Origin of the sequence: Bacillus sp. FSL M8-0025 (assembly GCF_037975475.1) — a bacterium.
Lineage (GTDB): Bacteria > Bacillota > Bacilli > Bacillales > Bacillaceae > Bacillus > Bacillus subtilis.
This window is the reverse complement of sequence record NZ_CP150258.1, coordinates 677,587-703,602: the sequence shown is the minus strand read 5'-3', so window position 1 is coordinate 703,602 and position 26,016 is coordinate 677,587. Positions and strand designations below refer to the sequence as shown.

General features: G+C 46.3%; 21 protein-coding genes and 1 pseudogene. 6 read left to right on the top strand and 16 right to left on the bottom strand.

The window, feature by feature from the left end; translation table 11 throughout:
* The first annotated feature begins 125 nt into the window (after nt 1-125).
* Nucleotides 126-996, top strand: a pseudogene (locus MKX38_RS03640) (TetR/AcrR family transcriptional regulator).
* A 14-nt stretch (nt 997-1,010) separates the two neighbouring features.
* Here MKX38_RS03640 and gatB read toward each other — a convergent pair.
* Genes gatB through gatC form a run of 3 tightly spaced genes read right to left on the bottom strand, consistent with a single transcriptional unit; the run spans nt 1,011 to nt 4,218 of the window.
* Nucleotides 1,011-2,441, bottom strand: a complete 1,431-nt coding sequence (gene gatB, locus MKX38_RS03635; RefSeq protein ID WP_029317417.1) for an Asp-tRNA(Asn)/Glu-tRNA(Gln) amidotransferase subunit GatB — start codon at nt 2,439-2,441, stop codon at nt 1,011-1,013.
* A gap of 13 nt (nt 2,442-2,454) precedes the next feature.
* Complete coding sequence (gene gatA, locus MKX38_RS03630; protein WP_003233901.1) at nt 2,455-3,912, bottom strand: Asp-tRNA(Asn)/Glu-tRNA(Gln) amidotransferase subunit GatA; 1,458 nt, start codon at nt 3,910-3,912, stop codon at nt 2,455-2,457.
* Between the two features lie 15 nt (nt 3,913-3,927).
* On the bottom strand, nt 3,928-4,218 hold the full coding sequence (gatC, locus tag MKX38_RS03625; protein ID WP_003219442.1) for an Asp-tRNA(Asn)/Glu-tRNA(Gln) amidotransferase subunit GatC: 291 nt from the start codon (nt 4,216-4,218) through the stop codon (nt 3,928-3,930).
* Between the two features lie 413 nt (nt 4,219-4,631).
* Between gatC and opuE the strand changes: the two genes are divergently transcribed.
* Nucleotides 4,632-6,110, top strand: a complete 1,479-nt coding sequence (gene opuE, locus MKX38_RS03620) for a proline transporter OpuE (protein ID WP_339188640.1) — start codon at nt 4,632-4,634, stop codon at nt 6,108-6,110.
* Between the two features lie 105 nt (nt 6,111-6,215).
* Nucleotides 6,216-6,914: an MgtC/SapB family protein gene (locus tag MKX38_RS03615; RefSeq protein ID WP_076458657.1), complete on the top strand. Its 699-nt coding sequence runs from the start codon at nt 6,216-6,218 to the stop codon at nt 6,912-6,914.
* A gap of 37 nt (nt 6,915-6,951) precedes the next feature.
* On the opposite strand, the gene MKX38_RS03610 is transcribed toward MKX38_RS03615, so the two are convergent.
* The 5 genes from MKX38_RS03610 to MKX38_RS03590 all read right to left on the bottom strand — a co-directional run bounded on the left by MKX38_RS03610 (nt 6,952) and on the right by MKX38_RS03590 (nt 14,327).
* Nucleotides 6,952-7,962 carry a phosphotransferase enzyme family protein gene (locus MKX38_RS03610; protein ID WP_015252640.1) on the bottom strand — a complete coding sequence of 337 codons (1,011 nt, stop codon included), beginning with the start codon at nt 7,960-7,962 and terminating at the stop codon, nt 6,952-6,954.
* A 161-nt stretch (nt 7,963-8,123) separates the two neighbouring features.
* Complete coding sequence (locus MKX38_RS03605; RefSeq protein WP_003242795.1) at nt 8,124-9,314, bottom strand: CamS family sex pheromone protein; 1,191 nt, start codon at nt 9,312-9,314, stop codon at nt 8,124-8,126.
* A gap of 15 nt (nt 9,315-9,329) precedes the next feature.
* Nucleotides 9,330-11,336: an NAD-dependent DNA ligase LigA gene (gene ligA, locus MKX38_RS03600; RefSeq protein ID WP_024573222.1), complete on the bottom strand. Its 2,007-nt coding sequence runs from the start codon at nt 11,334-11,336 to the stop codon at nt 9,330-9,332.
* Between the two features lie 23 nt (nt 11,337-11,359).
* Nucleotides 11,360-13,579, bottom strand: coding sequence for a DNA helicase PcrA (gene pcrA / locus MKX38_RS03595; protein ID WP_339188638.1), 2,220 nt, complete (start codon nt 13,577-13,579; stop codon nt 11,360-11,362).
* Nucleotides 13,580-13,640: 61 nt separating this feature from the next.
* Nucleotides 13,641-14,327: a heptaprenylglyceryl phosphate synthase gene (locus tag MKX38_RS03590; RefSeq protein ID WP_339188637.1), complete on the bottom strand. Its 687-nt coding sequence runs from the start codon at nt 14,325-14,327 to the stop codon at nt 13,641-13,643.
* Nucleotides 14,328-14,591: 264 nt separating this feature from the next.
* On the opposite strand from MKX38_RS03590, the gene MKX38_RS03585 reads away from it, so the two are divergent.
* Nucleotides 14,592-16,169 (top strand): FMN-binding glutamate synthase family protein, encoded by a 1,578-nt coding sequence (locus MKX38_RS03585; RefSeq protein WP_339188635.1) that lies wholly within the window; start codon nt 14,592-14,594, stop codon nt 16,167-16,169.
* A gap of 37 nt (nt 16,170-16,206) precedes the next feature.
* On the opposite strand, the gene MKX38_RS03580 is transcribed toward MKX38_RS03585, so the two are convergent.
* From MKX38_RS03580 to MKX38_RS03570, 3 genes are read right to left on the bottom strand one after another with little or no spacing between them, the layout of a single operon-like run.
* A complete protein-coding gene (locus MKX38_RS03580) occupies nt 16,207-16,521 on the bottom strand; it encodes a YerC/YecD family TrpR-related protein (protein WP_003219429.1) in 315 nt (104 codons plus the stop codon).
* Nucleotides 16,522-16,523: 2 nt separating this feature from the next.
* Nucleotides 16,524-17,519, bottom strand: coding sequence for a DUF3048 domain-containing protein (locus MKX38_RS03575; RefSeq protein ID WP_339188633.1), 996 nt, complete (start codon nt 17,517-17,519; stop codon nt 16,524-16,526).
* Nucleotides 17,520-17,545: 26 nt separating this feature from the next.
* On the bottom strand, nt 17,546-19,288 hold the full coding sequence (locus tag MKX38_RS03570) for an adenine deaminase (RefSeq protein WP_339188632.1): 1,743 nt from the start codon (nt 19,286-19,288) through the stop codon (nt 17,546-17,548).
* A 128-nt stretch (nt 19,289-19,416) separates the two neighbouring features.
* On the opposite strand from MKX38_RS03570, the gene MKX38_RS03565 reads away from it, so the two are divergent.
* Nucleotides 19,417-19,644 (top strand): DUF2892 domain-containing protein, encoded by a 228-nt coding sequence (locus MKX38_RS03565; RefSeq protein ID WP_003233931.1) that lies wholly within the window; start codon nt 19,417-19,419, stop codon nt 19,642-19,644.
* Nucleotides 19,645-19,658: 14 nt separating this feature from the next.
* On the opposite strand, the gene MKX38_RS03560 is transcribed toward MKX38_RS03565, so the two are convergent.
* Nucleotides 19,659-20,933 carry an amino acid permease gene (locus MKX38_RS03560; protein WP_095252637.1) on the bottom strand — a complete coding sequence of 425 codons (1,275 nt, stop codon included), beginning with the start codon at nt 20,931-20,933 and terminating at the stop codon, nt 19,659-19,661.
* A gap of 143 nt (nt 20,934-21,076) precedes the next feature.
* Here MKX38_RS03560 and MKX38_RS03555 point away from each other — a divergent pair, with 143 nt between their 5' ends.
* Nucleotides 21,077-21,499 carry an Lrp/AsnC family transcriptional regulator gene (locus tag MKX38_RS03555; protein ID WP_069322430.1) on the top strand — a complete coding sequence of 141 codons (423 nt, stop codon included), beginning with the start codon at nt 21,077-21,079 and terminating at the stop codon, nt 21,497-21,499.
* A gap of 38 nt (nt 21,500-21,537) precedes the next feature.
* Here MKX38_RS03555 and purD read toward each other — a convergent pair whose 3' ends face one another.
* From purD to purM, 4 genes are read right to left on the bottom strand one after another with little or no spacing between them, the layout of a single operon-like run.
* Nucleotides 21,538-22,806, bottom strand: coding sequence for a phosphoribosylamine--glycine ligase (purD, locus tag MKX38_RS03550; protein WP_339188627.1), 1,269 nt, complete (start codon nt 22,804-22,806; stop codon nt 21,538-21,540).
* Nucleotides 22,807-22,821: 15 nt separating this feature from the next.
* Complete coding sequence (gene purH, locus MKX38_RS03545; RefSeq protein WP_167407941.1) at nt 22,822-24,360, bottom strand: bifunctional phosphoribosylaminoimidazolecarboxamide formyltransferase/IMP cyclohydrolase; 1,539 nt, start codon at nt 24,358-24,360, stop codon at nt 22,822-22,824.
* The gene (purN, locus tag MKX38_RS03540) at nt 24,357-24,944 is read right to left on the bottom strand and encodes a phosphoribosylglycinamide formyltransferase (protein ID WP_015252651.1); all 588 of its coding nucleotides are present in this window, start codon (nt 24,942-24,944) and stop codon (nt 24,357-24,359) included. The genes purH and purN overlap by 4 nt, the downstream gene beginning before the upstream one ends.
* Nucleotides 24,941-25,981, bottom strand: a complete 1,041-nt coding sequence (purM, locus tag MKX38_RS03535) for a phosphoribosylformylglycinamidine cyclo-ligase (RefSeq protein WP_003233945.1) — start codon at nt 25,979-25,981, stop codon at nt 24,941-24,943. Before purM ends, purN begins: the two co-directional genes overlap by 4 nt.
* Nucleotides 25,982-26,016: the final 35 nt, after the last annotated feature.

Genomic DNA, 26,016 nt, shown 5'->3' with positions numbered 1-26,016 from the left:
CTCCATTACATTTTTTATTGACTGACTGGTCATTCTATATAATACTAAACGTTATAACGCAACAACGTCAACTCATATACCAGAAAATTTTACTAAATTTTTCAAGGATTAAGGGGAAGCACGTCATGAATGAAAAAAAAGAGAGAATCATAAAAACCAGCATTCGTTTATTTGCGAAAAAAGGATTCGCAGCTACGACGATCCAAGAAATCGCCAGTGAATGCGGCATTTCGAAGGGCGCTTTTTATTTGCACTTCAAATCGAAAGAAGCGCTGCTGTTATCTGCCTGTGAATATTATATCGGTATGTCTATGAACAAAATGAAAAATATAGAAGAAGATCTCGCCGGAAAGCCGCCTAAGGAAGTGTTAAAAAAGCAAATTGGCGCTCAATTTGAGGATTTTCGCGATCATAAAGATTTTATCGTTCTTTTGCTTACCGAAAATATCATTCCGGAAAATCAAGAAATCAAGCAATACTTTTACAAAGTAACCATGGAGACGGATAAGCTGTACCGGAACGCCTTGCTGGTATCCTATGGCGAAGGAATCGAGCGGTATGTCGCAGATCTGTCCATCATGGCAAGAGGCATTGTGCATTCCTATATGAACGTGATGGTATTTAACGGTGAGCTTAATATCGATGCAGAAGAAATCTCAGCCTTTATTATTGAGAGACTGGATGATCTTGTACAGGGGCTGAGCCGTTCCGCACTCAATCCGATTGTATCAAAAGACATTTTCAACCCGATGCCTGCGGAAAAAGACCAGCTGCTTGAGGACATTCAGAAAGTGAAAGAAAACAGCACGCTGCCCGAGGATATCACCGTGTCACTTGATGTTATCGAGGAAGAATTGACTCAGGATAAACCGCGCAAACCGATTATTAAAGGCATGCTGTCCAATTTGACCGGAACCAACGACAAAGAAGTTGAAAGGCTTCGGGCCCTCATCTCTGTCTTTATCTCGATTTGACCATAAAAAAAGCAGCCTCTAAGGGCTGCTTTTTTATTAGCGTTTTTTAATTTCTTCAAGCAGAATTTTATTGACCATCGGCGGGTTGGCTTGTCCTTTGGACGCTTTCATAATCTGTCCGACTAGGAAGCCGATCGCGCGGTCTTTTCCATTTTTAAAGTCTTCGATTGATTGAGGATTGTTGTCAAGCGCCTCAGTGACAAGCTTCAGAAGCACGCCTTCGTCAGAAATCTGAACAAGGCCTTTCTCTTTCACAATCTTCTCAGCGTCGCCGCCTTTTTCAATCAATTCTTTAAACACTTTCTTCGCGATCTTAGAAGAAATGGTTCCTTTTTCAATCAATTTGATCATGCCGGCAAGGCCTTCAGGTGTCAGGGCAACATCGGCAAGCTCTTTTTGCTCAGCGTTTAGGTAAGCTGACACTTCACCCATCAGCCAGTTAGACGCTTGTTTGGCTTCAGCGCCTTTTTGAACGGTTTCTTCGAAGAAATCAGCCATTTCTTTTGTCAGCGTCAGAACCATCGCGTCATATGCAGGCAAGCCAAGCTCTTCAATATAACGCTTGCGGCGCTCATCCGGAAGCTCAGGAATGCTTGCTTTTACGCGTTCCTTCCATTCATCATCAATGTAGAGCTCGACTAGATCCGGCTCTGGGAAGTAACGGTAGTCGTCAGATCCCTCTTTGACACGCATAAGAATGGTTTTCTTCGTTGCTTCATCATAACGGCGAGTTTCTTGCTGGATGACGCCGCCGGAAAGAAGAACCTGCTCCTGGCGTTTTTCTTCATGCTCAAGGCCTTTTTGAACAAACGCAAAGGAGTTCAAGTTTTTCAATTCTGTTTTTGTGCCGAATTCCTCTTGGCCGATCGGACGAAGAGAGATATTGGCGTCACAGCGAAGTGAGCCTTCTTCCATTTTACAGTCAGAAACGCCTGTATACTGGATGATGGATTTCAGCTTTTCAAGATACGCGTACGCTTCTTCCGGCGTGCGGATGTCCGGCTCTGATACGATCTCAACAAGCGGCGTTCCTTGACGGTTGAAGTCAACAAGAGAATAGCCGTCGCCCGTATGCGTCAGTTTTCCGGCATCCTCTTCAAGATGAAGGCGCGTGATGCCGATGCGTTTTGTTTTGCCGCCGACTTCAATTTCGATCCAGCCGTTTTCGCCGATTGGCTTATCAAATTGAGAAATCTGATACGCTTTCGGGTTGTCAGGATAGAAATAGTTTTTGCGGTCAAACTTCGTATCCGTTGCGATCTCACAGTTGAGCGCCATAGCGGCTTTCATTGCGAATTCAACGGCTTCTCTGTTCAGAACAGGCAGGACGCCCGGATATCCGAGGTCAATAACGCTTGTCTGCGTATTCGCCTCCGCGCCGAATGGCGTAGGAGAGCTTGAGAAAATTTTTGATTTTGTTTTTAACTCAACGTGGACTTCAAGTCCGATTACCGTTTCAAAGTTCAATTCTTTTCACCCCTTACAGTTCAGGTTTTGCTTTATGATGGTCTGTCGCTTGTTCAAATGCATGAGCAACGCGGTATACAGTGCTTTCGTCAAAGTGCTTTCCGATGATTTGCAGGCCGAGCGGAAGACCGTCTGCTAATCCGCATGGCACGCTGATTCCCGGTACGCCGGCAAGGTTGACCGGAATCGTTAAGATATCGTTTGCGTACATTGTGAGCGGATCCTTCGTGTTTTCACCGATTTTAAACGCAGGTGTCGGTGTAGTCGGTCCAACAATAACATCATATTTTTCAAATACGTCCTCGAAATCCTTCTTAATCAACGTACGCACTTTTTGCGCTTTTTTGTAGTACGCATCGTAGTAGCCTGAGCTTAAAGCAAACGTTCCGAGCATGATGCGGCGTTTGACTTCATTTCCGAAACCTTCAGCGCGCGTTTGCTTGTAAAGGTCGATCAGGTTATCAGCATTGTCTGTGCGGTAGCCGTAGCGGATGCCGTCAAAGCGTGCAAGGTTCGCTGACGCTTCAGAAGATGACAACAGGTAATATGTCGCAAGCGCGTATTTACTGTGCGGAAGAGACACTTCTTCCCATGTAGCGCCGAGGCCTTCAAGGACTTTCAGCGCTGCCAAGACAGATTCTCTCGCTTCTTTGCCGACACCTTCACCAAGGTATTCTTTCGGAACGGCGATTTTCAGTCCTTTGATGTCGCCAGTTAATGAAGAAAGAAAATCAGGCACGTCCACATTTGCACTCGTGGAGTCCATTTTGTCTACGCCGGAAATCGCTTGAAGTAAAAACGCGTTATCCTCAACCGTACGTGTAATCGGCCCGATTTGGTCTAATGAAGACGCAAATGCGACCAGACCGTAACGAGATACACGTCCGTATGTAGGTTTTAATCCGACAACGCCGCAGAAAGATGCCGGCTGACGGATGGAGCCGCCTGTGTCAGATCCAAGAGAAAACGGAACTTCTCCCGCAGCAACCGCAGCCGCAGATCCGCCGCTTGAACCGCCGGGAACTGTTTCTAAGTTCCAAGGGTTTTTCGTCAGCTTGTAAGCTGAGTTTTCGGTAGATGATCCCATGGCGAATTCGTCCATGTTCAGTTTTCCGATTGTGACCGCTTCAGCGTCTTGAAGGCGCTGAACGACAGTAGCGTCATAGATCGGATCAAAGTTTTCGAGAATTTTGCTGGAGCATGTTGTGCGCAGCCCTTTTGTTACGATATTATCTTTTACGCCGATCGGCATACCGAAAAGAAGACCGTGCTCAGAACGCCCGTCAACCGCCTCATCAAGCTCCTTCGCGTATGCGCGCGCTCTTTCTTCATCTAATGCCAAAAAGGCTTGTACCTTATCATCAACCGCTTGGATGCGTTTATAAGATTCATCAACCAGATCAGAAATCTTAATCTCTTTTTTATGTATGAGCTGTTTTAATTCTGTGATTTTATGATCAAATAATGACATTCTTGTGTCCCTCCTTTAGTCCAGAATTGATGGCACACGAATATAGCCGTCTTTATGGTCAGGCGCATTTTTCATGACATCCTCAACCGGAAGACCTTTACCCGCTTCATCTTCTCTCATGACATTTTTCATTTTCAGCACGTGAGTTGTAGGCTCCACATTGTCTGTGTTAACCTCATTAAGCTCCTCAGCAAATGAAATGATACTGTCGAGCTGTTCAGTGAACATTTTTGCTTCTTCTTCAGTAATCGCAAGTCTTGCAAGGTGCGCAACGTGCTTTACTTCTTCTATTGAAATTCGTGACATATGATCCACCTCCACATATTTCTCCGTTAAGTCATATAATACTGATCATATCAAAAACAAGCCCTTTAAAGCAACAAAACGCCTTAAGACAGGCCTGTGTTTTCGAAACAATACCCTATATATTTTATACTAAAATGAGGCGAAGGAGAAACGAAATATTTTTCTGAATATTTTTACTTTAATTATTTTTTGAAAGCGTTTTATTCTTTATTCCCTTCTAGGTTTGCAACGGTATTTCTCGCTCATGATCAAGGTTTCATCGCTTGAATGGCCGGGAATACTTTGTTAGGTTAAGTTACCAAGTGCACCCGCAAAAGAATTTCTTTTGCTTTGCACTTACGCCAGGCTGCTTAACTGGCACCATCAATTTGAGAGGTGATGCAACATTATTAGAAATGAAGAGAGGGTAAAACGTGAGTATTGAAATTATTATATCTTTAGGAATTTACTTTATTGCCATGCTGTTAATCGGCTGGTATGCATTCAAGAAAACCACTGACATCAATGATTACATGCTTGGAGGAAGAGGCCTCGGACCATTCGTTACTGCTTTGTCTGCCGGTGCGGCCGATATGAGCGGATGGATGCTGATGGGTGTTCCCGGCGCGATGTTTGCGACAGGGCTGTCCACCTTATGGCTTGCTTTAGGTCTTACAATCGGGGCGTACTCAAATTACTTGCTGCTGGCTCCAAGGCTGCGTGCTTATACAGAAGCGGCGGATGATGCGATTACAATTCCTGATTTCTTTGATAAACGATTCCAGCATTCTTCATCACTGCTGAAAATCGTATCTGCATTGATCATCATGATCTTTTTCACATTATATACCTCTTCCGGTATGGTATCTGGCGGACGGCTGTTTGAATCTGCTTTTGGTGCGGATTACAAATTAGGCCTGTTTCTGACCACTGCAGTTGTCGTGTTATACACACTGTTTGGCGGTTTCCTTGCTGTCAGTCTGACTGACTTCGTGCAGGGTGCGATCATGTTTGCAGCACTAGTGCTTGTGCCGATCGTTGCTTTTACCCATGTGGGCGGCGTTGCTCCGACTTTCCATGAAATCGACGCTGTTAATCCACATTTATTGGATATTTTTAAAGGCGCGAGCGTCATTAGCATTATTTCCTATTTAGCCTGGGGGTTGGGCTACTACGGCCAGCCTCATATCATCGTCCGATTTATGGCCATTAAAGACATTAAAGATTTAAAACCTGCACGCCGAATCGGTATGAGCTGGATGATCATTACAGTTCTAGGTTCCGTGCTGACGGGTTTAATCGGTGTTGCATACGCCCATAAATTCGGAGTTGCTGTAAAAGATCCGGAGATGATTTTCATTATCTTCTCTAAAATCTTGTTCCACCCATTAATTACAGGGTTCTTATTGTCAGCTATTTTGGCTGCAATCATGAGTTCCATCTCCTCGCAGCTCTTGGTCACAGCAAGTGCTGTAACAGAGGATTTATACCGGTCATTTTTCAGACGAAAAGCTTCTGATAAAGAATTGGTCATGATCGGGCGATTGTCCGTCTTAGTCATTGCCGTTATCGCGGTACTCTTGTCATTGAACCCGAACAGCACCATTCTTGATTTGGTCGGATACGCTTGGGCCGGCTTCGGTTCAGCTTTCGGACCTGCGATTCTGCTCAGTCTGTATTGGAAGCGAATGAACGAATGGGGCGCGCTTGCTGCCATGATTGTCGGGGCTGCGACCGTGTTGATCTGGATTACAACCGGCCTGGCAAAATCAACCGGTGTGTACGAAATCATCCCTGGGTTTATTCTCAGTATGATTACCGGCATCATTGTCAGCATGATCACAAAACGTCCTGCAAAAGCCTCTTACCGATTATTCGGTGTCATGGAAAAGCTGTTAAAACGCAAAAAGTAAGCAATAAGCCATCAAGCGCAGCTTGGTGGCTTTTGTGCTCTTGTTTTGCTATAAATACTGTGAGAAAATCATATTTATTTAAAAACACCTTAGAGAAGGGGGAAGTTGCTGATGAGCTGGTACATTGATCCTGATATTTTATTGAAATTGGGCATTGCCACATTGATTGGCATGGTCATCGGGCTTGAACGCGAATTAAAAAATAAGCCGCTCGGATTAAAAACCTGTATTGTCATCGCAGTCAGCTCATGCATGCTGACGATCGTCAGTATTAATGCGGCATATCATTTCCCTAAATACTACCGCATCATGATGGATCCGCTTCGTCTGCCGGCACAAATCATCTCCGGCGTCGGGTTTATCGGAGCCGGTGTCATCCTGCGAAAAAGCAATGATGTCATTTCCGGCCTGACGACATCGGCCATGATCTGGGGGGCAGCGGGGCTCGGGCTGGCTACGGGAGCCGGTTTTTATAAAGAAGCGTTTGCCAGTCTTCTGTTCATCCTGATCAGCGTGGAATTTCTCCCATGGGTGGTCAGAAAAATCGGCCCCGACCGCCTGCAGGAAAAAGACATCCGCATCAGAATGTCACTTTCTGATAAAGACAAAATGACAGAGATTTTAAAAGAAATGAAAAGAAGAGATATCAAAGCACACTCCGTTCGGATCGACGACCTAGGCGAAAAGGATTTTCCAATTATGGAAGTGAAGGTCCGCGTCCATAAAAACAGATACACGACCGACGTCTACTATGACATTAAAGCCATTGAAGGCGTAGTCGGCGTGAAGTGTGATACATTATAAAAGCCAATGGGACTGGAATCCCATTGGCTTTTTCTATCTACACCAGTGCTGAAAAATCAAATGCTGTAATCGGCGTGCCATTCTCTATATCGTTTCTGAAACCGGCCAGCATTTCTTTTTCCTCTTCTCCTATTGTGTTAAGGTCAAACATCTGGTGCAGCAATCCGTAAATCAGCATATGGCGAAGGCGGAGGAAATCAGGTATTATCATCAGCCATGCAGGGTCAAGCTCATTTTCCTCCCAGTACCCTTTCATAAAATGCGTCATAAATTCTTCTGTAAACGCAGCTTTATCATCATATGGCACAACCGGATACCACAGGACATTGTAGAGAAGAATGCTAATATCGTTAACAAACCAATTGTAGCCGATATCATCAAAATCAAATGCCGTGATTTTGCCATGATCCCAGTTAAAATTGCCATGGTGCAGATCCGCATGCACCAAGCCGTAGCTGTCCTGGCTTTTCGGGAGCCTCCGCAGTTCATTCATCAAAGAATCGGCTTGCTGAAACACCTTTATCTGATCTTCAGGCACATATTTTCTCAGCTTTAATTGCTCCTCTTCATCCCATTCCTGTCTTTTGAAAGCGGGATTGCTCAATTTGTAGCTTTTTGTCAGGCTGTGCATGCTGCCTGTGTATCTGCCAAGCTCATAAAATAGCGTTTCATTCCAGTCCGATTCATCCACTTTTTGCCCCGGCGCTTTCTCATACACTCTCAATAAAAATGACCCGCCGTTTCCGTCCGGCACTGCTTCTACGTCTTTTCCGTTCAGCGACGGGAGCGGTTTGGCTACTGAAATTCCCCCTATTGCAAGGTGACGGAGCCATTCCATCTCTCCCATTATATAATCAGAAGATCTCCGAATCGTATGGGTAATCTTTAATATATAAGGTTGATTGTCTTTCATACATTCATATACATAGTTTTCCGCATCAGCCAGAAAACGCACCTGATCTTTTGAGAAACCGTATCTCGCTGCAGCTTCTGCCAAAACCTGCTCTTCATGAAATATTTTTTTGATATCTTTATGCACGTCTAACATCCTTTCATTGCTATAGATTTGATAATGATTGTTTTCACACGATTTCCAGCATCAACATACCTCCCCTTGATTTGTGTTTCGGCAGAAGTGGAAACATTTTCCCTTTTCCTGTTAATTGTAACATAAAAACCCTTGTGCCAATATGGCACAAGGGTCTTCTGTCAGTCATAAATGTGAACAGTCGGCTCTTTATCTCCGGCATTGCGGATAATGACCGCTTCCTGTCCGTCTGAGGACGTGATATTGACTTCGACATCAACTGAGCTCTTAGAGTAGTAGTCCATCACTTCACCCGTTAAGAACTGGGTAAACGCGACAACTTCACTTTTTCCATAGAATTGCATTGGTATGTCAATCTTCATTTTCTTCATTTCATCATTTTCATACAGCGCTGTACCGACAACGCCTGTATAGTTTGGGAAATATTCTTCAATTGAGTTTTTGAACCGCTTAAAGACCTCGGTGTCATCCGGGTACTTTTCTGCTGTGGTTGTATCCGCCGGATAGAATACATATTTTTCATTGATGTCATCCCAATTTGAGATATCAGTAGAGCCTGCTTTGACCTCTGTTTTGGCGATGAAGTTCCCCGGCACAATCGATGTTTTTGACGCCTGCTTGTAGAGCGCGACGGTAATCGGCACATTCTTCAAGTTATCTTTTTTGCGGAGGCGGTTAATAACCTCCTGTGCAATTTTTTCTCCCTGCTGGCGAAGCGTGCTGTCTTTAATCTCCACTTCTTTTTGCGGGTCGCCAGTTTTTTCACGATAGTAATACACTGAGTTTAACGCCAGTCCGATCATGACGCCGCCAAGCTGGATAGAATTCTTATCTTTTCTGACTAAATAATCGTGCTCAAGCATGGATGCTAAATAAATCGGGCTGCTTTCGTTCTTTTCTTCTGTTGAACCAGAGCTCGGGAGCGCCGGGTTCAAGCCTTCATTTTTGAAGTTTTTATCTTCTTTTTCGGCTTTTTTCAAATCAGAGCCCGTTTTTTTCCGTGCCAGCCAGCTTAATACTGTATCCTCATCTAAATATTGTCCTTCTTGGAACAGATAATCGTCAGTCGAGAAAGAATCTTGGGCAAGACGCATCAGCCCTGTTTCAAACTCGTCAATGTCCAGCCTAGTGTTCAGCTGTTCCGTTGTTAAGCCGCGCGCTTTGCCTGCCTTAAACGGCAGCACCATTTTGTAATAGGAGTCAGAGATATTATATTTCGGGACAATCGCTTTTTCTGACGATTTCGCCGTCTTTTGCGTAATCTCTTCCTCCTTCTCCCCCCCGAAACCTGACGAGCAGGCAGACAGCATTAATACTGCCGCCGTTGCCGCCAATGCCAACGTCTTTTTCAATAGAAAACACTCCTCTTATTTCTTTAGCTCTCCCATTAACTGTTCTTCATTCCACACTTCAATGTTCAGCTCTTGTGCTTTTGTCAGCTTGCTTCCCGCCGCTTCTCCGGCGATGACTAAGTCTGTGTTTTTGCTGACGCTTCCAGTCAGCTTTCCGCCCAGCGCTTCGATTTGCGCTTTGGCTTCGTTTCTTGACAGCTCTTCCAGCTTTCCTGTCAGAACAATTGTTTTACCGGCAAAGTAAGAGTCGCTGTCCTCTGCTTTTACTTTTTTCGGGCCTTTGTAGAGCGTGTTTACGCCCAGCTCCTGAAGTTCATTCAAGAGTTCAAGCATTTCTTCTTTATGAAAATAGGTGATCACAGCATCAGCCATTTTTTCACCGATTTCATCTACCGCGAGAAGTTCCTCTTTAGAGGCTTTTTTCAGGTTCTCCAAGCTTTCAAAATGCATGGCAAGCGTCTTTGCGGCCTTTGATCCGATAAAACGGATGCCAAGCCCAAACAGCAGGCGCTCTAACGAATTTTCTTTTGATTTTTGGATGGAGCTGATCAGGTTTTCAGTGGACTTTTCGCCCATGCGCTCGAGCTGGATGACTCGTTCCTTCGTCAGCTTATATAAATCTGCCACATTGCGGACAAGGTTTTCCTCAAACAGCTGTGTGATCACTCGTTCGCCGAGCCCATCAATGTTCATGGCATTGCGGGAAACGAAATGGATCAGCCCTTCCCGGATTTGCGCCGGACATTCAGGGTTAATGCAGCGAAGCGCCACTTCTCCTTCGATCCGGACGAGCTCACTGCCGCATTCAGGACATTCCGTCGGCATGCTGAATTCCTTTTCTTCTCCTGTGCGCTGTTCAACGAGGACATTCACAACTTCCGGGATGATATCGCCCGCTTTTTTGACGACAACCTTATCCAAAATCCGAATGTCCTTCTCTTTAATTAAATCTTCGTTATGAAGGGATGCTCTTGAGACCGTTGTGCCGGCAACTTTTACCGGCTCAAGAATCGCGGTCGGCGTGATCACACCCGTTCTGCCGACATTTAATTCGATATCGAGAAGCTTCGTCACGACCTCTTCAGCAGGAAACTTATACGCGATGGCCCAGCGCGGGCTTTTCGCCGTAAAACCGAGCTCCTCCTGTTGATCGAGAGAATCGACTTTAATGACAATGCCGTCTATTTCATACGGCAGGTCAGCGCGCTTCGCCTGAAACTCATCGACCAGCACTATGACTTCTTCTATGCTGCCGCATTTTTTTCGTTCCTGATTCGTTTTAAATCCGAGTTCGTCGAGAAAATCAAGCCCCTGGCTTTGCGTCTCTACACCCATCTCGTCAAGCTCCGCTATACTGTAGACGAAGATATCGAGGTTTCGTTTCGCTGCAATTTTCGGATCAAGCTGTCTAAGTGATCCCGCCGCGGCATTTCGCGGATTAGCGAACGGTTCTTCCTCATTTTTAATCCGTTCCTCATTGAGTGCTTCAAACGAACGTTTCGGCATATACGCCTCTCCGCGCACTTCGATTGACAGCTCACGGTTCATTTTGAGCGGGATATTGCGGATCGTCTTCAGGTTCTCCGTAATATCCTCTCCCGTCGTTCCGTCACCTCTTGTGGCCCCTCTGACAAAATAGCCGTCTTCATAACGGAGAGAAACAGCAAGACCGTCTATTTTCAGCTCCACATTATACGCCACATCGTCGCCGACGGCTTGGCGCACACGGCGGTCGAAATCACGAAGATCATCAGCATTAAAGGCGTTGCCCAAACTGAGCATCGGTGTGCCGTGGGTGACTTTCTGAAACGCTTCAAGCACGGCTCCGCCGACGCGCTGCGTAGGAGAGTCAGGCGTTCTGAGGTCTGGGTGCTCATCCTCGATCGCAATCAGCTCCTGCATCAATCTGTCGTATTCGGCATCTGGGACGCTCGGTTCATCTAAGGTGTAATATTCATAGCTATACTTGTTGATGGTGCGGCGCAGTTCTTCTGCCCGCTGCTTCGCTGTTTCTTTGTCCATCTGCTTCTTCCTTTCCTCTTCAATTACTGCTTTTCAATAGGAGCAAATGCTGCTAACAGGCGTTTCACGCCGACAGGGCTCGGGAAGGCAATATCAAGCTCTGTCCCTTCTCCTTCGCCTTTCACGCTGACGACAGTTCCTGTTCCCCATTTTTTATGGCCCGCCTTATCTCCGACTGCCCAGTTCAAGGTGTCGCCGCCTGTTTTGCTGGCGTAGGATACCGGGCGTGAAACAGGGCCGCGTCTCGGCTGCATTTTTCTCGCAGACGTCGCTCTCGTTTCTTTTTTCTCATTTAGGTTTTCCAATAAATCATCCGGTATTTCAGCAATGAAGCGAGATTCCGGGTTCATATTTGTCCGGCCAAACAAGGTGCGCATTTTAGCATTGGTCAGATAAAGCTCCTGTTCCGCCCTTGTAATCCCAACGTACGCAAGGCGACGTTCTTCTTCCATTTCCGCTTCCTCCATGAGAGAACGGCTGTGCGGGAAGACGCCTTCTTCAAGCCCCATCAAGAAAACAACCGGGAACTCCAGTCCTTTCGCGGCGTGCAGTGTCATCAGGGTGATCGCATCCTTGCCGCCTGACTCTTCCTCCTTCTGATCGAGCTGATCAATATCTGCGATTAACGCCAAGTCTGTCAGGAACGCAACGAGTGTCTTGTCTTCACTTTTCTGTTCAAAGTTTTTCGTAACAGACAAGAACTCGTCGATATTTTCTAAACGGCTTTGGGCTTCGATCGATTTCTCAGCCTTCAGCATTTCTCTGTATTCCGTCTTATCAAGAATTTCTTCTGTCAGCTCTGTAATAGATAAGTAATCCTGCATATTGGTCAGGTTTTCAATCATCTGTCTAAAGCTGTCAAGCGCGTTTGCCGCTTTGGCACTGACGCCGATAAAATCAACCTGCTGAATCGCTTGGAAAAATGACAAGCCGTTTATGGCCGCATACGAAGTGATTTTTTCAAGTGATGTCGCGCCGACTCCGCGCTTCGGCACATTGACAATGCGCGTGAAACTGATATCGTCATCCGGATTGGATACGAGGCGCAGGTACGCAAGAATGTCTTTAATTTCTTTTCTGTCATAGAACTTTGTGCCGCCGACAATGTTATAGTTCAAGCCCGCTTTGAGAAGCGTTTCCTCAATCACACGGGACTGCGCGTTTGTCCTGTATAATATGGCGATATCAGACAGCTTCCGCTTGCCTGAGCTGTGAAGCTGATGAATTTTACCGGCCACAAACTGCCCTTCACCGAATTCATTATCACCGCGATAATAGGAAATTTTGATGCCTTCATCGTTTTCCGTCCACAAATTTTTCGCTTTGCGGTTAGAGTTGTTTTTAATGACCTCGTTTGCCGCGCGCAAAATCCGTTTCGTTGAACGATAGTTTTGTTCTAGCAAAATCACGCTTGCATTCGGATAATCTTTTTCAAATGAAAGGATGTTGGTGATATCCGCGCCGCGCCATCTGTAGATTGACTGATCAGAATCCCCCACAACGCAAAGGTTCTGGAAACGCTCGGCAAGCTGCTTAACGAGCATGTATTGCGCCCTGTTCGTATCCTGATACTCATCAACGTGAATGTACTGGAATTTGCGCTGATAAAATTCAAGCACTTCCGGCACTCGGTCAAACAGTTTAATCGTCGTCATAATCAAATCGTCAAAATCGAGCGACTGGTTTTTCAATAGCTTCTTCTGATAATCAGCATATACATCGCTGACCACCTGATCGTAGTAGCCGCCAGCAACTTTAGAGAATTCCTCCGGTTCGGTCAATTCGTTTTTTGCACTGCTGATCGTGCCGAGGATGCTTCTCGGGTCAAACTTCTTCGGATCAAGATTGCGCTCCTTCAAAATCCCCTTGATCACTGAAAGCTGGTCAGCCGTATCAAGGATGGAGAAATTTCGGTTGATCCCAATCCGGTCGATATCTCTGCGCAAGATCCGCACGCACATGCTGTGGAATGTGGAAATCCAGATATCGTCAGCGCCGGGTCCAAGGATGCTTTCCACACGTTCTTTCATTTCGCGTGCCGCTTTATTTGTAAATGTGATCGCCAGAATGTTCCACGGCGCCACATGCTTTTCTGCCATTAAATAAGCAATTCTATGGGTCAGGACACGCGTCTTTCCGCTTCCCGCTCCCGCCATCAGCAAAAGAGGCCCGTCCGTTGTTTTGACAGCTTCCTGCTGAACGGGGTTTAAACCGCTTAGTAATTGATTGCTAATATAATTCAAAATTTGTTCACCCGCCTATACAAAACATATGTTCTATCATAAACCAAATCCGTACAATTTACTACTCGCCTTTCACAGCCGCTACTGTTTTCAAAGCCCTGTCAAAATCTTCATACACCGCATTGCCTACAACGATCACGTCCGCATGCTCTGCATACTGTCTGGCCGTTTCCGCATCCTTGATGCCGCCGCCATAAAACAAGGTTGACGTTTCCAATACAGCCTTCGTTTTCTTGACAGCTTCTATGTCTCCAATCATGCCGCTGTATTCTAAATAAAAAATCGGCAGTTGCAGCAGCTCCGACACACGCGCATAGGCGACAATATCATCCATATTCAGATCGGCGTCCGCTTCAGTCAGTGCCGCGGCTTTGCAATCTGGATTTGCGATGCAGTAGCCCTCCGCCACGATTTCTTCCATAGACATCAGTTCTCCGTATTCCTTCATGGCTTTCTGGTGCATTCCGACAATCCAATCCGCGTTTTTGCTGTTTAATACACTCGGAATAAAATATAAGTCAAAGCCGGGAACGATCGCTTCAATCGCTGATACCTCAAGGACACACGGTACCAAAAACCGTCTTACCTTAGACATCATCCGCAGGACATTATCCTCTGTCACACCATCACTGCCTCCGATAATGACCGCATCCGTTCCTGATTCGCAAAGAATCTCCAGCTGTTCGTCAGGGAAATCTTTATTTGGATCGAGTTTAAAGACATGCTTCCACTCTGTTACATCGTACACGTCATACGTTCCTCCATTCGTTTGTTACCATTTAAACATTATAACAAATTCACATAGCGCGGAAAAACGGAAAAAGCCGTTAATCTCGTTATTCACTGAAAAAGGTGTTTTGATTCTATTTTCATAAAAAAAGAGAGCATATGGCAGTACCTGCATGGTGAGTCCTGTATCGGCAGGAGCACACATTTTTCACCAGATTCCTTCTGCTATTGTTTGGAAAGTGTTCTACTGTGGAAATGGTTACATAAAAAGGGAGGCTGAGAGATGGAAACCATCATAATAGCACTCATCGCATTTATCATTGGGATCATCGCTATCCCGATCGTCTTGTTTGCCTGGATCTACATAAAGGATGAAAAACAGCAGGAGCACTCAATTCTTCGCAACTATCCCGTCATCGGAAGGTTTCGGTATATCCTTGAAAAAATCGGGCCGGAGCTGAGGCAGTATTTATACAGCAATGACAATGAGGAGCAGCCTTTTTCTCGAAAGGAATATGAGCAAACCGTCATCTCCGGCAAATACAAAAGCAGAATGATGGGCTTTGGATCTGTAAGAGATTTTGATAAACCTGGCTATTATATCCGTAACGCTATGTTTCCAAAACAAAGGGAAGAAATGCACGTAAATCAAACGCCAAAAATTGAAACCCAAATCTATAAAATGGATGCTGACAATCTGTTCAAACGCAAGGAGCATGCCGAACATATCAAGGCAGACCCGTACTTTCTCCATCCTGATGATGTGCAGGTGATTGGCGAGCATACATGCGAGAAGCCATTTTATGTGAAGGGCTTAGTCGGCCAGTCAGCCATGAGCTACGGTTCTCTTGGAGAACGGGCTGTTACGGCGCTCTCAAAAGGGCTCCATCAGGCAGGCGGAACCTGGATGAATACAGGTGAAGGAGGATTGTCTGAGTATCACTTAAAGGGCGGCGCCGATATCATTTGCCAAATCGGACCGGGCCTATTCGGCGTGCGCAAAAGAAACGGGGAATTTTCATGGGAGGAATTTAAAAGAAAAAGCAGGATTGACCAGATTAAAGCGTTTGAGCTAAAGCTGGCACAAGGAGCGAAAACCCGGGGCGGCCATGTGGACGGCGCCAAAGTATCAGAGGAAGTGGCAGACATTCGGAATGTCGAACCTGGAAAGTCGATTGACAGCCCGAACCGTTTTTATGAATTCTCAAACCCTCATGAAATGCTCGATTTTATTGAAAAACTTAGAGATGTCGGGCGAAAGCCAGTCGGCATCAAACTTGTCGCAGGGCATCCTGAAGAATTGCATGAGCTTTTCTCTTATATGCAGAAAAGCGGAAAGCATCCGGATTTTATCACGATCGACGGAAGTGAAGGCGGTACCGGAGCTTCCTTTTACGAGCTCGCGGATACAGTCGGCCTTCCGATTATGACAGCGCTGCCTATTGTTGACACGCTTCTTAAACAGTACGGCTTGCGCAGCCAGCTGAAAATCTTTGCTTCCGGAAAGCTCCTGACTCCTGATAAAATCGCGGTCGCCTTAGCCCTCGGCGCTGACTTTGTCAACATCGCACGCGGCATGATGTTTTCCGTTGGCTGCATCCGCGCTCTCGTCTGCCACACCAACACCTGTCCGGCAGGTGTGGCGACGACAGATCCGAAATTGCAAAAAGCGTTGAGCGTTGAGGAAAAACAGCATCGTGTCTGCAACTACGTCATTTCCCTGCGCGAGGGGCTGTTTAACCTTGCAGCCGCAGCAGGGATCAATTCGCCGATTCATTTTTCCAAGGAGCATGTTGTCTATCGGAAAGAGGATGGCAGTCTCATCGATATCGACAACCTGATCCATCAATTTGTTTCATAAAGAAACCGCCCTTGCCGAACGGCAGGGCGGTTCTATGTTATTTTGAAGAAGACTCAGTTTCCGTCTCCTTCACACGGTCAAGCGCCATTTCATAAGCGTCATTTCCGTAATTTAAGCAGCGTTTCACACGGGAAATCGTAGCCGTGGAAGCGCCTGTTTCTGTTTCAATCTTATGATACGTGTTTCCTTCGCGAAGCATGCGCGCCACTTCAAGGCGCTGAGCCAGCGATTGAATTTCGTTAATTGTGCATAGATCATCGAAGAATCGGTAACATTCCTCCAGGTCTTTCAGCGATAAGATCGAGTTAAATAACTGGTCCAGCTCTTTGCCGCGTAATTTATCGATTTGCATCGTTACACACCTTCTCCTTTACTAATGGAAGCCGCATCAAGATCAGGTACGATATTGATCCAAGTCTTTCCTGGCACAAACGGAAGCCACTTGCCGTCTTTTACCGGCACAATTCTGCCATTCACTTGTTTCCAGTCTGTTTCAATGACGTTTCCGTGCTGAAACAACAGACCTTTTCCCCCTGATTCCAAGTCGATGTCCCGCCTTCCATCTTGATCAATAATATGATGGCTGGCTTCAACAATGAAAATATTTTGCATTGCAACCGGCTTTCCGGTTTCCCGGTCTGTCGTTATGACACCATCAGAGCTTCTTGTATAAGATTCAGCTTTTTTATCATAGTTGTATTCGACAAGATTTGTAACGTTTTTTGTTCCATAATCTACCCGAACATTGTAAGATTCATTTGCAGGTTTTGCATCTGATGTTTGAAACAGCAGCGGATTTGTTTCCTGCTTCAGCTTATAACCCTTTTGTTCCGCCGCCTTTTTTATGTAATCATAAGACGTATAGGAATTGTGGGGCGGTTTGCTGAAATCAGCTCTCCAAAATAAGCTTCCGTCAAAATCCAATCCGTTCATATAATCGGCAGCTCCGGATTCCAGCTGCTCTTTGGCGCCGGGACTCCAGCCGTGATGGACAAATATGCTGTCAAAGCCATTGCTGAGAGTGACGAAATATTCCCGCGCGCTCCGCACAGGTCCGACAGTTTCAGGCATCTGGCTTTGGAAAATGGCCAGAAATCTTGTGATTTGCCCTTCGGCTAGCGCTTCTATGACAATGTCGGCTTTAGACAGACCCGACTGCGGCCTCGCCTTCGGGTGATTGTTCACCACAACAGCAACAGGCCGGCGTTCAGTCACCTTCTGTTCACTCTTTAGCCCCGTTAAAGGAGCTTTCAGCTTCTTTGCAGTATCCGGGACAGCATCCTTCTGCTGGCAGGATACCAGCAGAAAAAACACGAAACACAGCGCGCAAACTGTCATCCATTTTTTCATATGTCGGCTCCCTGCTCTTTTATATTTTAACGCATTATCGATGGAAAGAGTACAGTTTTTTTCATGACGTCGAAGATTCCTCTTGGCGTAATGCGTATATACGGAAGGTGCGTACTTTGTAAAAAGAGCAGCGTATAGATAGGATCGCAAAACTCATAGCCTCTTTCAGTCAAAAGATCTCTCAGCTTTTGTTCCTTCTCAAGCACGTCTTCATACGCTTCCGAAGAGGCGCAGCCGCACAGCGCAAGCGGGATTTCATGCAGAATGTTTCCGTTCTCCGCTAAAACAATTCCTCCTCCGATTTCTTTCATGCGGGCAAAAGCGAGCAGCATATCCGCTTTATTTTTTCCAATCGCGACAATGTCGCCCGTCGTCGTAAAGGAGCTTACAAATCCCTGCACGCTTGAGGCAAACCCTTTTATCATCGTATTGACGCGCCATTTCCCGTGTCTGTCGAGCATCGTCAAATAACTTTCATCATGGTCAAACGAGAGCTGTTCCATCGAATTGTCGATCTCAACCATATACGGCTCCATAATGACCGCATTCCGCATTTTCACGCCCATCGGCATAGAAAACTGCAAGTCATCCATCGTCATATCATATGAAAGCTCAAGCGGGACAAGACCGCCTTTGCGCCAGTCCGTCTTTGTAAACGCCTTCAAATCACAGCCGTCTTCACGCAGAATGGTCCCTTTTGACAGAACAGTCACGGGATTCGGATTTAACGGATCTTCCAATATGTTCAGCGATGCCAGTCTGCCCGGTCCGACAACTCCTAAATAATCATCCATTTGGTAATACTTTGCGATATTAAATGATGCCATATTGTAGGCATCGATTGCAGGTACGCCTTCTTCTAACGCGATGCGAATCAGCTCGTTTGTCATGCCGCCTTTATAGAAATTCGGGGTTGCGCCATCTGTCGTGAAAAAGAAGTGGTCATAATAGCGGAAGCCCTTCTCATGCAGCTCCTGCAAGATTTTTCTTACATCAGGGCGAATGGAAGAGTTCCGAAGGGAAACATAATAGCCCAGTTCCAGCCTTCTCATCACTTCATCACCTGTCATCGCTTCATGATCACAATCCGCTCCGAACAGCTTCATTTTTGTAAGCGTTTTATCAGAAGCGCCGGGAAAATGCCCTTCAATGCGTTTTCTCTGTTTCTTTGTAGCTTGCATACAGTGGAGCATTAAATCATCACCATCTACCAGGCGAGGCCATCCGGTCATTTCTCCGCCTTGAATCACATCCGGATGTTCAATCCACTGTTTTCTGACGTCAAATGGAAGGACGTGGTCCTCGTTCAGAACCTCGGTCTGGAGGTCATAGCGTGACCACCAAAAATACTGGACAGGCTGCTTTTTGAGTTCATTCAAAATCGTAAGCGCTTTCTTTTTTCCGCTTTGCAAAAGCAAAAATAAGTTATCATTCACGAATGTCGTTGTTCCATATTGAGACACATATTCCGCCAGTGTTTGGGGATTATATATTTGAAAAGGATGTGCGTGCGGTTCAATATAACCTGGCACAATGTATTTTTCTTCACAATCAATCGTATGAATTTCTTCGGCTCTATCCGGAAGTTCATGACCCACATAAACAATGCGGTCCTGATAAATCCAAATGTTTTTTTTCAGCCATTGTTTTACATATGGATTTAAGACGAGAGCATTCCGTAAAAGGAGCGTTGGAAGCAGCTTTGAGTCTACAACATCAACCTGTGCCCTGATGTCTTTGTTTTTCCAGTTAAAGGTGCGTTCGGACATTCACATACTCTCCTTTACATGTATTAGACTCATGGTATCACATCCTTCCTCATCACGCACGATAAAAACGTTACAAATTTTTGAAGGTTCGGTTAAAAAACTTTTTTAAGTAAAAGGAGCGGATTTCCTTGAAGCCAAACATCAGTCTCATCAACGCCGTGTTCAGAATCGCCTGCGGATTGACGATTATGTCAGCCGCAAGCGCAAAGTTTACGAAAAAACCTTGGTGCAGAATGCATCTCTTTTACATCTTTATGGGGGCCATGAAAGCGGGTTCGGGAATCCTTCGATTCTGCCCTGTGACCTACATGTTTCAACACAGTGATTCTGGAAATAACGAGCATCAAAACGGATAAATGAAAAAGCTTGATCACAAAACGTGATCAAGCTTTTTTTTATGCCCACCCTTTGTTTTCATATAGAAATATCCTGCAGCTGCCAGCACTGCCGGATAAAGCAGTGCCCAGCCGCTGAATGAATAAATCACCGCGCACGCCGCAAATGCCCCGAGCGCCATCCACCAGCCTATATCTCTCCTGCCCAGCAGTTTCAGTGCTGCCGCCATTGTACATATGTAAGATGCGATAAAAGCCGCGCTCGGCCCTTTCAACAGAGTCGTCAAATCGATTTGAAACAGGCCATGCGCCGCAAGCACTAAGCCAAACACTGCGGCCATCGCTGTCAAAACGCGAATAGGCGTACGTTTTGTCGCACTGAGTTTTCCAAAAAATACGGGTATGTGCCCCTCTCTCGCCAATGCGTACACCATTCTTGAAAAACCAGCAATATTGGCATGGATGGTGGCGAATGTAATAAACAGCGCTAAACATACCGTAACATATACACCGCTTTCCCCTGCTCCTTTTGAGATGAGCATGGCAAGCGAGGCAATTTCTCCATTCTCTCCGTATGAATGAGTTCCCACCGTCACAAATGACAGCAAGATATACAGCCCCGCCACACAAGACGCTGCCAAAAACAAGCTGAGCGGGATATCTTTTTCAGGGCGATGAAACTCCTCAGCCAATGGGGTAATCATTTCCCAGCCTACAAAAGAGAAAAAAATCATAACAGAAACAGATCCCGCGGCAGACCAGCCATGCGGAAGAAACGGTTTGAATTCTGCTATCGTGACGTGTGGCAATGACACAGCAATAGAAGTGACAAGCAGAAATACAATGACACATATAACGAGTGTACTGATGTTTGCTGATAGTTGAATCCCTTTCATATGAAGCAAAATAGATATAGCCAGCATACAACCAGCAATCGATGTAACCTGCCAATCGGCCGCCTCTGTGACGTAACTGACGTAATGCGCGCCAGTCAAAGCGATGATGGGAACGCCGATCGGAACGGACCCTAACATGATCCAGCCCAAAATAGCCCCGGCTTTTTTCTGAAAGGCCAGCTGCACATAAGCAGTGATTCCTCCCGCACTAGGCGCAATTTTCACAAGCCGTGCCAGCGTGCCGACGAGAAGAAAAGATAAAAAAGACATGAATACCCAGACAAATAAAGAAGCCGGACCGGCCGTATCCGCGGTAACAGACGGCAAAATTAATATCCCGCATCCTAAAACCGCCCCAATCGTTAACGCCGTCCCTTGTATCCAAGTAATAGAGCGCTGTAATTCTGGCAACATGATGCCTCCTCTCTGATTGATGGCTTTATTATAGAAAAAATAAGACGGCATCCATATGCTACAATGAAGGTAAGTCAACAGCATTGCCTTATGATCAAAGGAATTTTCATTCATTCGCCTAAATATGTAAAGGAGCCGGACAAATGGACGATACAGACCTTCAGATTCTCTCGCATTTGCAGCGAAACGGCAGATTAACGATGGTTGAGCTGGGAAAGCTTGTCGGACTCAGCTCGCCTAGCGCGGCGGAGCGTGTCAGGAAGCTTGAAGACAAAGGAGTGATTACCGGGTACAGTGCGAATATCTGTTACGAAAAACTAAACAAGCATGTCACCGCTTTTATTCTCATGGAGCCAAAAAGCTGCAAGCACTACGCCGCCTTTGCAACATCGCATCCTGATGTAGCAGAAAATCACCGCATCACGGGGATGTACAGCTATGTGACAAAGGTCGTGACTGAATCGGTACATACGCTTGAAGATTTTATTGACGCCTCTATGGCCCATGGAAAACCGACCACGCTCGTTGTCCTTTCTTCTTCCGCTCACCACCCCGCTTTTACATAATAAAAAAACCCGCAGCTTCATCTGCGGGTTTTCCTCACTTATTTTTGGGCAGCCTGTAAAGCGCGTGCCCCAATGTCTTTTCTGAAAAAGAGTCCCGGTTTGAATATTTCATCAACCGCTTTGTACACTCGGTCTCTAGCCGCTTCAAACGATTCATCAAAAGCTGTCACATTGGCAACGCGCCCCCCGTTTGTAACGAACTCTCCGCCTTCTGCTTTCGTTCCGGCATGGAAGACCACGACCTGCTCAGTTTCCGCAGCAAGGCTGCCGATCGGCGTGCCTTTTGCGTAGCTTTCCGGATATCCTTCAGAAGCAAGCACCACACTAACAGCAGCGGTATCCTTCCATCTTAAGTCAACTTCCTTATCATCTAAAAGATCAAGAAGCACCTGTACCAGATCAGATTCCATGCGCGGAAGCACGACCTGTGTTTCCGGATCGCCGAAACGGGCATTAAATTCAATGACCTTCGAGCCGTTTTCAGTAAGCATCAATCCAGCGTACAAAACGCCAGTGAAGGAACGGCCTTCTTGTACCATTGCTTTTGCGACCGGCTTAACGATCGTTTCTACAGCATGGCGAACCGTTTCTTCCGAAATTTGCGGAACTGGAGAGTAAGCGCCCATTCCGCCCGTATTCGGGCCTTTGTCTCCGTCAAACGCACGCTTGTGATCCTGGGCAATCACCATTGGATACACTTTTTCTCCTTTGACAAAGGCCATTAGAGAAAATTCTTCACCAGAAAGGTATTCTTCAATGACAACGGACGCGCTCGCATCACCGAACTTTTCATCTTCAAGAAAGTCATGCAGACACGCAATTGCTTCTTCCTCTGTCATAGCAACAGTAACGCCTTTTCCAGCCGCAAGTCCATCTGCTTTTATCACAATCGGAGCACCTTTTTCCTGCACATATGCCTTCGCCTCATCAAAGGATGTAAACGTGTCGTATTCTGCGGTCGGAATGTCGTATTTCTTCATTAAATCCTTAGCGAACTGTTTGCTTCCTTCGATGATCGCCGCGGCTTTTGACGGGCCGAACACGCGCAGACCCGCTTTTTCAAATTCATCCACCAGACCTTCAATTAAAGGAACCTCAGGGCCGACAATGGTCAGGCCGACCTGGTTTTCTTTTGCAAACGAGACAAGCCCTGCGTGGTCGCTTTCCTCAATGTTTACAAGCTGTGCGGAAGCTTCCATGCCGTCATTTCCAGGAGCTGCAAATACATTCTCGACGAGACTGCTTTGCGCTGCCTTCCACGCCAGCGTATGTTCTCTTCCGCCTTTACCGATAATTAATACATTCACGTCGTTTTCATCCCCTTAATGTTTGAAGTGTCTGATGCCGGTGAATACCATGGCAATGCCGTATTCATCCGCTTTTTTGATGGAATCCTCGTCACGCACAGATCCCCCCGGCTGAATGATGGCTGTAACGCCCGCTTTTGCTGCTTCTTCAACAGTATCCGGCATTGGGAAAAATGCATCAGATCCGAGCGCACTGCCTTTCGCTTTTTCCCCTGCTTGCTCGATTGCGATTTTTGCCGATCCGACGCGGTTCATTTGGCCTGCTCCCACGCCGACTGTCATGTTGTCCTTCGCGAGAACAATCGCATTTGATTTCACATGCTTCACGACTTTCCAAGCAAGCTTCAAGTCTTCCCACTCTTGCTCGTTCGGCTCTCTTTTTGTCGGAATGCTAATCTTAGCATCATCGAAGCCGTGCATATCTAAATCTTGAATCAGCAGCCCGCCTTGAACGGATGTCAGCTGTTTTTCCTTTTGAACAGCAGCAGATACGTCAAGCGTCAGCAGGCGGAGATTTTTCTTCGCAGTCAGGACGTCGAGCGCTTCTTGGCTGAATGAAGGCGCAATGATGATTTCTAAGAAAATGTTATGAAGCGATTCGGCAGTTGTCTTATCCACTTCACGGTTCAACGCGATAATGCCGCCGAAGATAGATGTTTTATCCGCTTCAAACGCTCTGTCAAACGCTTCGGCGATCGTTTTTCCTGTTCCCACGCCGCACGGGTTCATATGCTTCACGGCAACCGCAGCCGGTTCAGTGAATTCACGAACGATTTGAACTGCCGCATCCGCGTCTTTAATGTTGTTGTAAGAAAGCTCTTTTCCGTGAAGCTGTTCTGCTTGCGCAATGGAGCCTTTGACAGGAAGAGCTGTTTGATAGAAAGTTGCTTCCTGATGCGGGTTTTCTCCATAGCGAAGCGATTGTTTTTTCTCAAATGTCACAGTGAATTGCTCTGGTTCTTTTTCACCGACAACATTTGTCAGATAGTCAGCGATCAGTGCATCATATGCCGCAGTATGACGGAATACCTTTGCCGCGAGCTCGCGTTTTTTCTGAAGAGATACGCTGCCTTCTTCTTTGATTTGATTCAGCACTGGGCTGTAATCGGCCGGATCGACGATAACCGTGACATCCTGATGGTTCTTTGATGCCGCACGCAGCATGCCAGGTCCGCCGATGTCGATATTTTCGATCGCTTCTTCATATGTGACGTCTTCCTTAGAAATCGTTTCTTTAAATGGATAGAGGTTGACGACAACGAGGTCAATCGGCTGAATCCCGTGTTCATTGATCTGCGCCATATGCTCTTCATTGCCGCGAACCGCCAGAAGGCCGCCGTGAATATTCGGGTGAAGGGTTTTTAACCGGCCGTCCATAATTTCAGGGAAGCCTGTCACTTCAGAAATTCCGATCACATCCACACCGTTTTCTTGAAGAAGCTTTTTCGTTCCGCCTGTGGAGATGACTTCAATGCCAAGCTCTGTCAGTTCTTTTACGAAAGGAACGAGATTTGTTTTATCTGAAACACTGATTAACGCACGTTTAATGGTCATGCCTTTTCACCTCTGTTATTTAATCCTAATAGCTGTTTAATCACACTCGGATACCATTTATGCTCAAGCTTGTGAATCCGCTGTTCGATTGTTTCCAATGTATCATGTTCATCAATTTCGATTGCCTTTTGAGCGATGATCGGACCTGTATCCATTCCTTCATCGACATAATGCACGGTGATTCCGGCCACCTTCACACCCGCCCGGAACGCCTGTCCGACTGCGTCGATCCCAGGAAACGCCGGAAGAAGCGACGGGTGAATGTTAATGATTTTTCCTCCATATGCTTGAAGGAGCGTATCACCGATCAGCCTCATATAGCCGGCAAGAACAATCAATTCAACCTCGTGAAGACGAAGCTGTTCAATGATGGCTTGTTCAAATGCGGCCTTGTTTTCATAAGACTTCGGCTCAAATGCAAAGGATGGAATGTGGAATGCTTCCGCCCGTTCGATGACTTTCGCCTGCGGTTTGTCGCAAACGAGGAGCGCTGCTGACGCATCCCAGTTCTCCTCCTTCAAACGCGTGACAATGGCTTCGAAGTTTGAACCGTTTCCTGATGCAAATACCGCAAACTTTTTCATGAAAGTGCCGCACCGCCGAATGTGACGCCTTCACCTTTTTTCACTCGCCCGATTAAATAGGCTTTTTCGCCATGGCTTTCAAGCGTTCCGATCACATCTGTCAGATGCTCTTCTTTGACAGCCAAAACAAAACCGATACCCATATTAAAGACGTTGAACATGTCTTCTTCCTTCAGCTTGCCGTACTCTTGCAAGAAAGAAAAAATTGGCGGGATCGGCCATGAGCCATGATCAATTTCCGCACTTAAGCCTTCCGGAAGCATACGCGGAATATTTTCAATAAATCCTCCGCCTGTCACGTGCGCCATGCCGTCGATTTTTCCGCTTTTGACCGCGGCAAGCACAGGCTTCACGTAAATCCTTGTCGGTTCAAGCAATTCCTCGCCAAGCGGGCGTTCAAACGGCTCATATGTTGTATCGAGGTCCAGCTCCGCATCATCCAGAAGCACTTTTCTGACAAGGGAAAAGCCGTTGCTGTGAAGGCCGCTGGAGCTGAGGCCGATCAACAGATGGCCCTCTTCAATGTTTTCTCCAGTCACGATTTCGTCCTTTTCTGCCACTCCGACTGAGAAACCGGCAATATCGTATTCATCAGCTGTATAGAGCCCCGGCATTTCAGCCGTTTCACCGCCGACTAAGGCTGAACCTGACTGCTCACAGCCTTCCGCAACACCTTGTACAATCTGTTCAATTTTCACTGGGTCCGCTTTGCCGACCGCTAAATAATCGAGGAAAAACAGCGGCTCTGCACCTTGTGCCAGCACGTCATTGACACACATTGCAACAGCGTCCACGCCAATCGTGTCATGCTTATCCATGGAAAAAGCGAGCTTTAATTTTGTGCCGACACCGTCCGTTCCCGAAATGAGAACTGGTTTTTGATAAGAAAGCTCAGACAGGTCAAACATGCCGCCAAAACCGCCAAGGCTGCCCATAACGCCAAGCCGTTTCGTGCGCTCCACGTGTTTTTTCATTCGTTTTACAGCTTCATATCCGGCTTCGATGTCAACTCCTGCGTTTTTATATGCTTCAGACATCCTATTCACTCCTTTAAGGCGCTTTTCAAAATATT